The 12,811-nt window shown below is 66.2% G+C and carries 14 protein-coding genes; 5 read left to right on the top strand and 9 right to left on the bottom strand.

The features are described 5' to 3' along the window. Nucleotides 1-27: 27 nt before the first annotated feature. The 3 genes from K4G67_RS01120 to K4G67_RS01110 are packed head-to-tail and all read right to left on the bottom strand — an operon-like array spanning nt 28 to nt 3,830. Nucleotides 28-306, bottom strand: a complete 279-nt coding sequence (locus K4G67_RS01120) for an ETC complex I subunit (protein WP_202085667.1) — start codon at nt 304-306, stop codon at nt 28-30. Between the two features lie 34 nt (nt 307-340). Further along, on the bottom strand, nt 341-2,812 hold the full coding sequence (hrpB, locus tag K4G67_RS01115) for an ATP-dependent helicase HrpB (RefSeq protein ID WP_239804577.1): 2,472 nt from the start codon (nt 2,810-2,812) through the stop codon (nt 341-343). A gap of 7 nt (nt 2,813-2,819) precedes the next feature. Next, complete coding sequence (locus K4G67_RS01110; RefSeq protein WP_239804576.1) at nt 2,820-3,830, bottom strand: polyprenyl synthetase family protein; 1,011 nt, start codon at nt 3,828-3,830, stop codon at nt 2,820-2,822. 146 nt (nt 3,831-3,976) lie between these two features. Between K4G67_RS01110 and K4G67_RS01105 the strand changes: the two genes are divergently transcribed. Beyond that, nucleotides 3,977-4,309, top strand: a complete 333-nt coding sequence (locus K4G67_RS01105; RefSeq protein ID WP_239804575.1) for a chorismate mutase — start codon at nt 3,977-3,979, stop codon at nt 4,307-4,309. Between the two features lie 25 nt (nt 4,310-4,334). On the opposite strand, the gene K4G67_RS01100 is transcribed toward K4G67_RS01105, so the two are convergent. The 4 genes from K4G67_RS01100 to K4G67_RS01085 all read right to left on the bottom strand — a co-directional run bounded on the left by K4G67_RS01100 (nt 4,335) and on the right by K4G67_RS01085 (nt 7,696). Next, entirely contained in the window at nt 4,335-5,801 is a 1,467-nt protein-coding gene (locus K4G67_RS01100; RefSeq protein WP_420829971.1) for a sensor histidine kinase, read from the bottom strand. Further along, the gene (locus K4G67_RS01095; protein WP_239804574.1) at nt 5,752-6,429 is read right to left on the bottom strand and encodes a response regulator; all 678 of its coding nucleotides are present in this window, start codon (nt 6,427-6,429) and stop codon (nt 5,752-5,754) included. The genes K4G67_RS01100 and K4G67_RS01095 overlap by 50 nt, the downstream gene beginning before the upstream one ends. Before the next feature lie 122 nt (nt 6,430-6,551). Next, on the bottom strand, nt 6,552-6,890 hold the full coding sequence (locus tag K4G67_RS01090) for a PepSY domain-containing protein (RefSeq protein WP_239804573.1): 339 nt from the start codon (nt 6,888-6,890) through the stop codon (nt 6,552-6,554). Nucleotides 6,891-6,961: 71 nt separating this feature from the next. Then, nucleotides 6,962-7,696, bottom strand: coding sequence for an SIMPL domain-containing protein (locus tag K4G67_RS01085; RefSeq protein WP_239804572.1), 735 nt, complete (start codon nt 7,694-7,696; stop codon nt 6,962-6,964). Nucleotides 7,697-7,811: 115 nt separating this feature from the next. Here K4G67_RS01085 and K4G67_RS01080 point away from each other — a divergent pair, with 115 nt between their 5' ends. Beyond that, nucleotides 7,812-9,623, top strand: a complete 1,812-nt coding sequence (locus K4G67_RS01080; RefSeq protein ID WP_239804571.1) for an ABC-F family ATP-binding cassette domain-containing protein — start codon at nt 7,812-7,814, stop codon at nt 9,621-9,623. Between the two features lie 4 nt (nt 9,624-9,627). On the opposite strand, the gene K4G67_RS01075 is transcribed toward K4G67_RS01080, so the two are convergent. Then, the gene (locus K4G67_RS01075) at nt 9,628-10,104 is read right to left on the bottom strand and encodes a DUF6456 domain-containing protein (RefSeq protein ID WP_239804570.1); all 477 of its coding nucleotides are present in this window, start codon (nt 10,102-10,104) and stop codon (nt 9,628-9,630) included. Between the two features lie 103 nt (nt 10,105-10,207). Here K4G67_RS01075 and K4G67_RS01070 point away from each other — a divergent pair, with 103 nt between their 5' ends. Genes K4G67_RS01070 through K4G67_RS01060 form a run of 3 tightly spaced genes read left to right on the top strand, consistent with a single transcriptional unit; the run spans nt 10,208 to nt 11,814 of the window. Beyond that, nucleotides 10,208-10,780 carry a helix-turn-helix domain-containing protein gene (locus K4G67_RS01070; protein WP_239804569.1) on the top strand — a complete coding sequence of 191 codons (573 nt, stop codon included), beginning with the start codon at nt 10,208-10,210 and terminating at the stop codon, nt 10,778-10,780. Continuing rightward, on the top strand, nt 10,777-11,211 hold the full coding sequence (locus K4G67_RS01065) for a hypothetical protein (RefSeq protein WP_239804568.1): 435 nt from the start codon (nt 10,777-10,779) through the stop codon (nt 11,209-11,211). Before K4G67_RS01070 ends, K4G67_RS01065 begins: the two co-directional genes overlap by 4 nt. A gap of 54 nt (nt 11,212-11,265) precedes the next feature. Continuing rightward, nucleotides 11,266-11,814 (top strand): DUF421 domain-containing protein, encoded by a 549-nt coding sequence (locus tag K4G67_RS01060; RefSeq protein WP_239804567.1) that lies wholly within the window; start codon nt 11,266-11,268, stop codon nt 11,812-11,814. A 14-nt stretch (nt 11,815-11,828) separates the two neighbouring features. Here K4G67_RS01060 and secF read toward each other — a convergent pair whose 3' ends face one another. Beyond that, nucleotides 11,829-12,809 carry a protein translocase subunit SecF gene (secF, locus tag K4G67_RS01055; protein ID WP_239804566.1) on the bottom strand — a complete coding sequence of 327 codons (981 nt, stop codon included), beginning with the start codon at nt 12,807-12,809 and terminating at the stop codon, nt 11,829-11,831. Nucleotides 12,810-12,811: the final 2 nt, after the last annotated feature.

The following is a 12,811-nucleotide window of genomic DNA, read 5'->3' as shown; positions in this document are numbered from 1 at the left end:
CGGCCGGGAACCGTCCCGGCGGACCGATCAGCGAAAATTATCGGCGTAGGCCTGCAGCTTGAGCCGGCGCGGCGGGGTCGGCACGATATGCACCGCGATCCCGTATTTGTCGGCGTAGGCCTTGGCCGCGTCGCAATCGGGGAACTGCAACTGTACCTGCGCCTGCGTGTCGCCGGACCCGGCCCAGCCCATGAGCGGGTCGGGCTTTTTCGCTTCCGACGCTTCGAATTCGAGGATCCAGTCGCTGGAACGCGCCCGCCCCGACTGCATGGCGTTTTTCGGACGCTGATAGATTCGTGCTGCCATAATGCCGTTGCGATGCCCCGTGCCGCCGCCGAAATCAAGCGCGGGATCGGCCCCGCCCTTCGAAAGCGTTGCGGGTCTTGAGACTGGCCTCCTCCTCCCACGGCCTTTCGGGCCAGCGGTGGCGGGGGTAGCGGCCCTTCATTTCGCGGCGCACATCGGCCCAGCTCCCGCGCCAGAATGCGGGGAGGTCGCGCGTCGCCTGGATCGGCCGGCCCGCGGGTGAGGTGAGTTGCAGGAGCAGCGGGCGCGGCGGGCTGCCGAATTGCGGATGGGTGTCCAGCCCGAACAGCGCCTGCACCCGCAATTCGACCTGCGGGCCGCCTTCCGCTTCGTAATCGATGGCATGGCTCGTCCCGGCGGGCGAGGTGAAGTTCGCCGGCGCCACGCGGTCGAGCGTCTGCTGCGCCTGCCAATCGAGCCGCGCACGCAGGGCATCATGCAATCCACGCGGATCGAGCGCGTCGAAACTTCGCTTGCCCAGCAACAGCGGCGCGAGCCATGTGTCCGTCTCGGCGCGCAAAGCCTCGTCCGACAGCGTGTCGATCCCTGCAAAACGCGCGCGCGCCAACAGGCCATGCGCCGCGCGGCCCAACGGCAACAGGTGGAGCCCGCCCTGCGCCACGCGCGCCACCATCATGGCCGCAATCGCCGCCGCATCGGGATCAGGGTCCGGCCCTTCGGCCAGCACGATCCGGCCCATCCGGCGTTGCAGGCGCGCCTCCGCCCGCCCCTCGTTCCAGCGCAGATCGCGGCGCCGTTCTATCCGGTCGCCGAGCCAGCGTTCGACATCCTCCGCCTCGATCTGCGCCGCCGCCATGATGCGCGCCCCGCCCGCGTGCCCCTGTGCCTCGCCGACCGCCAGCCATTCCGCCCGCGCCAATGTCGAGAGCGGGTCGAGCCGCAATCCGCGCCCGCCCGCGGTCAGCCAGTCTTCGCCATTCGTGCCCCGCGCCCGCGCGACCCTGTCGGGAAACGCATGGGCGAGCAAGATGCCCGGCGGCGGGACATCGCCCGTGCCCGCCCGCTCCGCCTTTACGAGGCTTTCGGCCCGACGCGCCCACCGGGCGGCGAGCTTGCGGCTGGCATCGGCCCGCGCCCCGCGCGCGGCGTTCCACCGCGACAGCCGCGCAGCCAGATCCTCGCCCCCGCCGCCCAGACCGCGCTCCTGCAACAGCAGCGCGATCCGCGCCGCCGTTTCCGCCGCATCGTGCCGCGCCCCGAACAGCACCATCGCGGCAAGCGCCGGCTCGATCCCCATGCGATCGAGATCGGCACCATGCGCCGTCAGCCGCCCCTCTGCGTCGAGCGCGCCCAGCATTTCCAACCTTCCCCGCGCGGCGGAGAGCGCGGCGGCGGGCGGCGGGTCGAGCCAGCGCAATTCGTCCGCCCCGCTCCCCCACCGCATCAGCGTGAGGAGCAGCGGCGCAAGATCGGCCGTCGCGATTTCCGGCGGATCGTAGGGCTCGAACCCGCCCTCCGCCGCGGCCTCCCACATGCGATAGCAGGTGCCGGGCCGCTGCCGTGCGGCGCGGCCCGCCCGCTGTGCAATCGCGGCGCGGCTGGCGCGCACGGTGACGAGCCGGGTCAGGCCCGCCTCCCGGTCGAATTCGGGGCGGCGCGACAATCCCGCATCGACGACGACCGAAACCCCGTCGAGCGTGAGCGAGGTTTCCGCAATTGCCGTGGCGAGAACGATGCGCCGCCGCCCGCCCCCGTCGCGGCGCAACGCACGGCGCTGCTCCGCCGGGTCCACCTGTCCGTGGAGCGGCAGGACGAGCGCGCCCGGCAGCGCCGCCGTCACCGTGTCCATCGCCCGCTCGATCTCTCGTACGCCGGGCAGGAAGGCGAGAATATCGCGGTCCGCCTCTGTCTCGCTCCAGGCGCGGCGAACCGCACCCGCCACCTGATCCTCCAGCCGCAATTCCGCCCGCGCGCCAATATGTTCGATGGTAAGGGGATGGATCTTGCCCTCGCTCTCGATCACCGGGGCGCCGCCCATCGTCTGTGCGAAGCGCGCGCCGTCGATCGTCGCCGACATGACCAAAAGACGCAGATCGGGCCGAAGCACCGATTGCGTTTCCAGTGCAAGGGCAAGCCCAAGATCGCTATCGAGATGACGCTCGTGCGCCTCGTCGAACAGCACCGCGGAGACGCCGGACAGTTCGGGATCGGCGGCGATGCGATTGACGAAGATCGCCTCCGTCATGACCGTGATGCGGGTGAGAGCCGAGGTCCGGCTGTCCATACGCGAAAGATAGCCGACCGTTGCGCCCGCCCGTTCGCCCAGCGTTTCGGCCATGCGTTCGGCGGCGGCGCGCGCGGCGACCCGGCGCGGGCTGAGCAGGAGGATTTCGCCGTCGCACCATGGCTCGTGCAGCAAGGCCGGGGCGACCGCCGTCGTCTTGCCCGCACCCGGCGGCGCGATCAGCACGGCCCAGCCCCCCTCTCGCAGCGCGGCGGCAAGGTCGGGCAGGACGGCATTTACGGGGAGCGGCGCGCTCTCCATCGCAGGGTCAATAGCGGCGGGCCACCGCGAATTGCACCGCCTCCATCATCGCGGCGCGCGCCTCGTTCGCGGGAAAGCCCGATATGGCATCGATGGCGCGATTGGCGAAATGGCGGGCGCGTTCGCGTGTGTCGGCCACCGCGTCATGTTTCGCGATGAGCGCGATGGCATGGGCAAGATCCTCGTCCGCGTTACGCTTGCCCCGAATCGCATCCTGCCAGAATGCGCGTTCCTTCGCGTCGCCGCGCGCGTAGGCGAGGATAACGGGAAGCGTCATCTTTCCATCGCGGAAATCGTCGCCCTTGTCCTTGCCCGATTCGCCGACGTCGGAATCGTAATCGATGGCATCGTCGGCCAACTGAAACGCGATGCCCAGATTTCGCCCGTAATCGTCGAGCGCCTGCTCCACCTTCGGATCGCGTTCGGCAACGACCGCGGCAATGCGGCAGGCGGCGGCGAACAGTGCGGCGGTCTTCGCGCCGACGATGTGGAGATAGCGTTCCTCGCCCGTTTCCACCTTGCGCTGGGCGGTGAGCTGATCGACCTCGCCCTCGGCGATGATCGCGCTCGCGCCCGAAAGGATTTTCAGCACCTTGAGGCTGCCGTCCTCGACCATCAGTTCGAAGCTGCGCGAGAAAAGGAAATCCCCGACCAGCACGGCGGCAGGGTTGCCGAACACGATATTTGCGGCATCCTTGCCCCGGCGCATGTCGGATTTGTCGACGACATCATCATGCAGCAGCGTCGCGGTATGGATGAATTCGACCGCGGCGGCGAGCTTGTGATGGCGCACCCCTTCGTATTCGAGGAGCGCCGCACTGGCGAGTGTCAACATCGGGCGCATGCGCTTGCCCCCGCCCGCGATCAGATGGCCTGCCAATGCCGGAATCAACGGAATCTTCGACTGCATCCGGTCGAGGATGATGCGGTTCACCCCGCTCATCCCATCGGCGGTCAGCGCCAGAATCGGAGACAGCGACGGTTCGCCGGGGGTCAATTTGTGCACGGTTGCGCTCACGCAGCGTCGTTTGGGGGCGATAGCGCGCCAAAGCAAGAGACAAGTTGCCGATATCCAGACGAAACGCGCCGGAACGGCGGCGTTCCGCAACCGGGCACCGCCGCAATGCGCTTGCCAGCAGGCGAGGGCTTGGTAAGACGCATGCCATGACCGGATCGAAACCGACATCGAAACAGGCGCAGGCCGAGGATGACCGCTCGCCCAAGGACGTCCTTTCCGCCTATCGCCGCAGCATCGACAACATCGATGCCGCGCTCGTGCACATGCTGGCCGAACGGTTCCGCATCACGCAGGCCGTCGGCGCGTTCAAGGCGAAGGCGGCGTTACCCCCCGCCGACCCCGCGCGCGAGGAGAAGCAGATCGCCCGCCTGCGCGCGCTGGCCGAAGATGCCGATCTCGATCCGGAATTCAGCGAGAAATTCCTGCGCTTCATCATAGACGAGGTCATCCGCCACCATCAGCAGGCGCGCGGCGAATAAGCGCCAGTAAGCTGCACCCGCGCACCTACCCCGCCCGCGGCAGGGCCAGCCGCACGAGAAGCCCGCCAAGATCCTCGCTCTGTTCCAGCGCGACCTCACCGCCATAGATTTCGACCACGTCGCGCACGATCGCAAGGCCGAGCCCCGTACCCGGCTTATTCGTGTCGAGCCGGGCGCCCCGGTCGAATATTCGGATACGTTCGGGATCGGGAATGCCCATGCCGTCATCCTCGATCCAGATTTCGCACAGCTTGCCATCGGGCACCGCATCGACGGTGACGAACACGCTGCCGCCGCCGTATTTCGCGGCATTCTCGACGAGATTTCCGAGCAATTCGTCAAGATCCTGCCGTTCGAGCGCGACCATCGCGCTATCGGCGCCGTCGATGTCGAACCGCACGTCGGGGTAGAGCCGGCTCACCGCCCGCTCCACCGCGTCGGCCGCGCCGCGCACGTCGGCGCGGGCCAGACCGCTCACCCTGCGGCCCAGCGCGCGGGCGCGGGCGAGGTGATGATCGACCTGCCGCCGCATGATCGCGGCCTCGCGCTTGACCACCGCGTCGAGATCGGGCGCGCGCGCCGCGGCGGCATTGTTGACGACCGTAAGAGGCGTCTTGAGCGCATGGGCGAGATTGCCGGCATGGGTGCGCGCCTCCTCGGCCTGCCGCTGCGAATGGGCGAGCAATGCGTTCAATTCATCCACCATCGGCTGCACCTCGAGCGGGAGCGGCTCCTCCACGCGCGGCACGCCGGTGACCCGGATGCGGTGAATGGCGCGCCTGACCCCGCGCAGGGGCGAAAGGCCGAGCCATGTCTGCAACGCGGCCATCACGATGAGGCCGAAACCCAGCACGACGAAGCTGTAGATGAGGATCGAGCGCACCCGCCCGATCTGCGCATTCAATTCGCCGCGCGATGCGGCCACGGTGAACCACCATGTCGTATCGCTGCCGGGAAGGATGATGGGCCGCTGTATCACGCGCAGCGGTTCGTTCTCGAACGCGGCGGAATCGAAGATGACCGGCTCCATGCTGTCGGTCTGGCGTACCGGCAATTGCCTGTCCCACAAGGACCGCGAAAGGTAATCCTCGTGCCCTTCGCCAACGATCTGCCAGTAGAGCCCGCTCCCAGGCTCCAGGAAACGCTGATCCCCCAGGGGCCGCGAAAACCACACCGCATCGTCCGGCCCGATTTCGGCCGATGCGACCATCGCGGTCAGGATATATTCGAGCTGTTCGTCGAAACTGCGCGTGACGTAGGAATTGAGTGTCCGGTCGAGCGCCACCCCGCCCGCCAGCAGCAGGATCGAAATCCACGCCAGCGCAATCAGCATCATGCGCCGCGACAGCGAACCCGTATGCGCGCGCGCAGGCCGCGAACGCGTGTCGGTCAGGGCCGAGGAGGCATCGCCCGACGGCCCTTCGGCGCGATCCGACGCGCCCTTACCCGCGCGGAGCGTCGGCGGGATCGTCGAGGCTGTAGCCAAGGCCACGGATCGTGGTGATGACATCCGCGCCCAGCTTCTTGCGAATACGGGTCACGAACACTTCGATGGTATTGGAATCGCGGTCGAAATCCTGATCATAGATATGTTCGATCAGTTCGGTGCGGCTGACGACCTTGCCCTTGTGATGCATGAGATAGGACAGGAGCTTGTACTCCTGCGCGGTGAGTTTCACCGGCTCCCCGTCGAGCGTGACCCGGCCCGAACGCGTGTCCAGCCGCACATCGCCGGCGATCAGCTCGCTCGTCGCATTGCCGGTCGACCGGCGGATCAGCGCGCGCAGCCGGGCGATAAGCTCCTCTGTCTGAAACGGCTTGGCGAGGTAATCGTCCGCGCCCGCGTCGAGCCCTGCCACCTTGTCGGACCAGCTGTCACGCGCGGTGAGGACGAGCACGGGGAAGGTCTTGCCCTCCTTGCGCCACATGCCCAGCACGGTGAGCCCGTCGATTTCGGGCAGGCCAAGGTCGAGGATGACGGCGTCATATTCCTCGGTCGAACCCATGAAATGCCCGTCTTCGCCATCGACCGACAGATCCACGGCATAGCCCGTCTGCTCGAGCGTGGTCTTCAATTGTTGACCGAGAGTGGGTTCGTCCTCGACGATCAGGATACGCATGCATGTTCCCCGTTCATGCCCCCGCGAAAGGCGGGCGGTTCGTGACATGAACAGATGAAAGAGCGGAAAGGTCCGGTCAAGCGCATTGCGCCATCGCACCAGGCCGCGGGAACGCGCCGGGTTCAGCGCATGATATTGAGGATATTCCCGGTTCGCGCATCGACATCCACGAACACCACGCGCCCGTTGCGTATGAATTTCAACCGATAGGTATTGGCCGAAAACTCATCCATGCCGAGATAATCCATCCCCTTCATCCGGGGCAGGACCCGCGATTCGATCTCGCGCAGCGTGTGCACGTTGCCGGCGCGCAATTCGCGGCGGGCCTCGCCCTGCCCGTCACGTTTTCCCTGCCCGGCATGGGCGGGGACGGTGAGCGACAGGCACGACACGGCGACCAGCACCGCGGCCACGGGCGCGCGCATGGCGAGGCGGGGGCGAAGGGGTGTGCGAATTGTCATGATGGTCGCCGTGTTAGTATCAAGCCATTGAACGCAATCTGAATATTTCCGCGTCCGCGTCGTGCCGGTTCCTATCGCGTCATTTCATATTTAAGGGTCAGGATGACATCCGTGCCCACCTGCCCCGGTTTCACGGGGCTGCTGGCGGCTTCCGTACGGCTGCCGGTGACGACGATCATGTCCCTTTGCATCGGGCGATTCTCGCTCACCGCCTCCTCGACCGAGAGGAGACGCACACCGGTATAACCAGCCATTCGCGCAAGCTCGGTCGCCTGGCTCATCCCGCGTTCGAACGCAGCGCGGCGGGCCTGTGCCTGCGCCGCTTTGGGATCGCGAAGGCCGAAATCCGGACCTGAAAGATTGGTCGCGCCCGCCTCGACCAGCGCGTCGAGCACCGCACCGATCCGCTCCATATCGCGAAGTTCGATCCGCACATTATTGGTCGCGTCATAGCCCAGAAACTGCGGCACATCGTCGTTCCGGTAATTATAGCGGGGGTTGAGAGAGATGCCCGTCGTCTGAATGCGGTCGTCCGGAATGCCCAGCGCGGCGATCCGTTCGACAACGGCGGCCATCTTGCGCGCATTCTCCTGCATCGCCTGGCTGGCGCTTGGCGCGCGGGTGGTAACGCCTGCGCCCACCGTCGCCATGTCGGGATCGGCAAGCACGGTCTCGCTCACGCCCAGTTCGACGACCGGGCCGCCGGCCTGCATCTGAACCTCCGCGGCATGGGCGGAGATCGCGCCGCCCGATATGGCGGCAATAGCCATTGCGGGCGCGGCAAGCAGAAAAACGGATTTGCGCATGAGCATCATTCTCCAGAATACGGATGGTTCGATATCATCGTATCAAACCGTGACTCCATGATGATAGCATGATCACCGCTTGCGCAAGATGAACGGCGCGATTAGCTGCACCTGCATGGCACAGGCACCGATTTTAAGCTGGGAAGGCCTCGGCCTGCAACAAGGGGGCGGCTGGCTGTTCGGCGGCCCGGATGCGGCGGGCGGCAATGGCGGGCTCGACCTGCACGTGCTGCCGCGCGACCGGCTCGCGCTGATCGGGCGGAACGGCGCGGGCAAGACCACGCTGCTCAAGCTTATCGCAGGGGAGATCGAGGCGGACCGCGGCAAACGCACGATACAGCCCGGCACGCGCGTCGTCATGCTGGAGCAGGAGCCCGATTTCACCGGTTGCGCCTGTCTCATGGATTATGCGCTGGGCGGGGACGACGCGCCGCAGCGCCACGAGGTGGAGGCCATCGCCGGTCAGCTCGGCATCGACATGGAGCGCGAGGCGACGAGCGCGAGCGGCGGCGAAAAGCGCCGTGCCGCGATTGCGCGCGCGCTGGCGATGGAGCCGGACCTGCTGCTTCTGGACGAGCCGACCAACCATCTCGACCTCGCCGCGATCGACTGGCTCGAAGACTGGCTCAACCGCTACAAGGGCGCCTTCGTCACGATCAGCCACGACCGCACTTTTCTCACCCGACTGACCCGCGCGACATGGTGGCTGGATCGCAAGAGCCTGCGCCGCAACGAGGTCGGTTTCGGCGGCTACGAAGCGTGGGAGGAAAAGGTCTACGCCGACGAGGCCCGCGCGGCGCAAAGGCTGGATGCGCGGCTGAAGATCGAGGCGCACTGGCTCGAACGCGGGGTCACCGCCCGGCGCAAGCGCAATCAGGGCCGCCTCGAAAAGCTGCACCAGATGCGCGCCACCCGCGCCGCCATGGTGCAGCCGCAGGGGCAGGCGAAGCTCGCCATCGTCGCCGACGGAACGAAGACGAAGGCCGTCATCACCGCCGAAAACGTCTCCAAATCCTATGGCGACCGCACGATCATCCGCAATTTCGATTTGCGGATCCAACGTGGCGACCGCATCGGCATCGTCGGCTCCAACGGCGCGGGAAAGACCACGCTGCTCAAAATGCTGACCGGCGAGATCGAACCGGACACCGGCACGGTCACGCTGGCCAAGACGCTGTCGGGCGTGATGATCGACCAGCAACGCAGCCTGCTGTCCGATGAAAAGCGGCTGCGCGACGTGCTGGCCGAGGGGGGTGACTGGATCGACGTGCGCGGGGTGCGCAAGCATATTCAGGGCTATCTGAAGGAGTTCCTGTTTGATCCCGGTCTTGCCGATGCGAAGGTTGGCACGCTGTCGGGCGGGGAACGATCGCGCCTGTTGCTGGCCCGCGAATTTGCACGGACCTCGAACCTGCTCGTGCTCGACGAGCCGACCAACGATCTCGATCTCGAAACGCTCGATTTGTTGCAGGAGGTCATCGCCGATTACGACGGCACCGTGCTCATCGTCAGCCACGATCGCGATTTTCTCGACCGGACGGTGAACCTCACGCTCGGCCTCGACGGAAGCGGCGCGGTGGATATCGTGGTGGGTGGTTATGCCGATTGGGAAGCCAAGCGCGAGGATCGCAGCCGGCAGGCCAAGGCCGCGAAAACCGCCACCCCGCCGCCCCCACCCCCGCCGCAGCGCAAGACGAAGCTATCCTACAAGGATCAGCGCGATTACGAATTGCTCCCGCAGCGGATCGAGACGCTCGAGGCAGCGATGGCGAAGGACGAGGCCGCGCTCGCCGACCCCGACCTCTATAGCAGCGATCCGGACCGTTTCGCCGCGCTGACCGCCGCGCTCGACAAAAAGCGCGCGGAAAAGGACGCAGCCGAGGAACGCTGGCTCGAACTTGCCGAAGAGGTGGAAGCGCTGGGCTGAGGTTTCAGCCCGGTATGCGGTAATAGCCCGCCACCCGGTCGAGCGCGAGTTTCAGCACCAGTTTCCCGCTCCGCGCGGGCCAGGCCAACGCCTTTTCCGCATCGGGAAGCGTTTCACCCGCGCACACCACGCGCCACAACACATCGGACAGCCCCGGCCCGGCGGCCGCTGTTGCCTCGTCAAAGCGGCGCTTGGCCGACATCTGTTTTTCCGCCGGCGTCAGGCCATTGTCGCCGCCTCCCTTGATCCGCACCGGATCCCAGCTCATCGTGACGGAGGGAGCCAGCTGCGCCCGCTCGTAATCGGCGCGGAGCCGTTCGCCCGCATCGAATTGCCGCTCGTCGAGATGGCCGCGCGAATGCAGCCAGGCAATCGGCGATTCGCGCAAGTTTACCGTGACGCCGCGCGCCCGGCGCCCGACTTCGCCCGCGCGGCGCGGCCCCTCGCTCGTGAGTTCGCGATTCGCATATTCGGCTGCCATGTGATGTCTTCCTTTCGTTCGGCGGGAACGGAATGGGCCCGGTTCAATGCTGTAGGAAAATAAAACCTGTGCGGTTCGTCGCCATGGTGGTAGTGACCACGCCATGATCAATCGCATCCGCGCCATACGCAAGCAACAGGGACTGACCCTGGCCGACCTCGCGACACGTTGCGATCCGCCCACCACGCCGCAGACCGTCGGACGGCTGGAAACCGGTATGCGCACGCTTTCCATCGACTGGCTCAATCGCATTGCCGCCGCGCTCAAGGTGGAGCCGCAGGCCTTGTTGACGAGCGAATCGCGCGAGGCGACGATGGTGGTGGCGCGCCTGTCGGATACCGGCGCCGAACCACTGTCGTCCCCGCGCGAGGCGATCGCGCCGGCCGCGCTGCTGGGCGAGGCGAAGCTTACCGTGATGGAAGTCGCGGCGAGCGCCGGGGAATATCGCGCCGGCGACCATGTCTGGCTGCGTGCGATGGACGAGGTGGAAACGCCGCGCGCGATCAATCGCGACGTGCTTGTCCCCCGTCCCGGCGGGCGATTCCTGTTCGGGCGGATGATCGACCGCGATGGGCAATCGGTCGCCATCCTGCCCACCGGCGTCGGGCAGCGGCAGACGGTCGTGACCAATCCCGCATGGGTGGCGGTCGCCGTGATGCTGGTCCGCCAATTGTGAAAGGAGGGCGCGCCGCGTTCGTCACGGGACTGGCGCTATGGAGCGGCGGAGCAGGCGCGGTCCTTGCGCCGGGCGCGCCCGCCGATATCGACGCGATGCTGGCCCGGCAAAAGGCGATGACGCTCCCGCCCGCCCCCGCCCCGTGCAAACCGTCGAGCGGCGAGGAAATCGTCGTTTGCGCGCCCATCGTCCGTGATCAGCGCGTCGAATCCTTCACCATGCGCAACCCCACCTCGCCAGAGGCGCGGAACCTCGGCGTTCCGGATGTGGTCGATGTCGACGGCATGCCGCCATGCCTCGCATTCTGCATAACCTCGAAATTCGGATACGCCCCGCCGCCCGCCTTTATCGTGGATTTCGACGCTTTGCCCGACGCGCCGCCGGGATCGGATGCAGACCGCATCGCCCGCGGCGAGATGCGCGCCGACTGACCGGACCCAAACCGGTCCACGCCCGTTCCCAATGGCGAAGGAGACGGATCGATTTTGGAACCAAGCGACTGGATCAGCGACTGGCCCCGCCTTGCCGAGGTGGCTTTGGGCGGCGTGTTCTTTTTTATCGGCGTCGTCGCCTTCGTCCGCATATTGGGCAAGCGGACCACGGGACAGATGAACAATTTCGACTGGATCATCACCGTCACTGTCGGCGCGCTGGCGGCGTCCGGCATATTGAGCCGCGACATCTCCTTTGCCGATGCGGTGCTGGGCATCGTGGTGCTGGGGCTCATGCAATATGCCACGACATTGCTGGTACTGCGTGGCGGGATCGTCTCGAAACTGGCCGAGGCGTCGCCGACCCTGCTGCTGCACAAGGGCCGCGTGCTGGAGGACGCGATGCGCCGCACACGCATTTCACCCGAGGAGCTGCGCGGTGCCCTGCGTCAGAAGGGAATCACCCGGTTCGAGGATGCGAACTGGGTGATCCTGGAGACGAACGGGGTGCTTAGCGTGATCGCGAAATCCGACATGTCCATCGACGAGGCGGAAACGCTCGTCGATGTGCGCGCGCCGGACGAATTGCCCGGCCCGCGCTAAGCCCTCCGCCGTGGTCAGCCCTCGCCCCGAACGATGCGTTCCTGGCGATCGGTCGCGCTTTCCTTCGGAACGAAGCTGTTGGAATCGACCTTCAACCAGATGAGGATCGGCGCCGCCATGTAGATCGACGAATAGGTGCCGACGAAAATACCCAGCGCAATCGCCGCGGCAAATCCGAAGGTCGCCTGCGGCCCGAGAATGAGCAGCGCGGCCAGCACGGTCAGCGTCGTCAGCGAGGTGACCACCGTGCGCGACAGCGTTTCATTGACCGACAGATCGAGCAGTTCCTCCATCGGCATCCGGCGATACTTCTTCAGATTTTCGCGGATGCGGTCGTAAACCACGATCGTATCGTTCAGGGAGTAGCCGATGATCGCGAGGATAGCCGCAACGATATTGAGGTCGAACTCCAGCTGCGTAATTGCGAAAAAACCCATGGTCAGCGACACGTCGTGGATCAGCGCGAAGAGCGCGCCGATGCCGAACTGCCACTCGAACCGGACCCAGATATAGATGGCGATCGCCACCATCGCGGCAAGCAGCGCATACATGCCGGTGGAGAACAACTCCTCCGACACCTTACCCGATACCGAATCGACGCCGTCGATGCGCACGTCGGGATGCTCCGTTTCCATGGCGCGGGTGATGTCCTGCGTCATGCGGTCGGCGAGCGTGGTGGAATCGGGGCCGGTCCCTTCGGGCAGGCGCATGCGGATCGACACCTCGTTCGGCTGTCCGAAACGCTGGATCACCGGGTCGCCATAGCCGAGCCCGCCGATGCTGCGCCGCAATTCGGCAACCGGCGCCTCCTCCGTTTCGGTGAAGGTCGCGCGGATCATCTGCCCGCCGACGAAATCGACGCCGAGGTTGAGCCCGTTCGTCGCCACCAGCGCCCAGCTCGCCGCCATCAACAGCAGGGAGATGACATAGAACGGCACGCGCAGCCGCAGAAAGCGGATATTCGTATTGTCGGGAACGAGTTTGAGCAATTTCATGG

The organism is Croceicoccus hydrothermalis (assembly GCF_022378335.1).
In the GTDB taxonomy this organism is placed as follows: domain Bacteria; phylum Pseudomonadota; class Alphaproteobacteria; order Sphingomonadales; family Sphingomonadaceae; genus Croceicoccus; species Croceicoccus hydrothermalis.
This window is presented reverse-complemented; position numbering and strand designations above follow the sequence as displayed.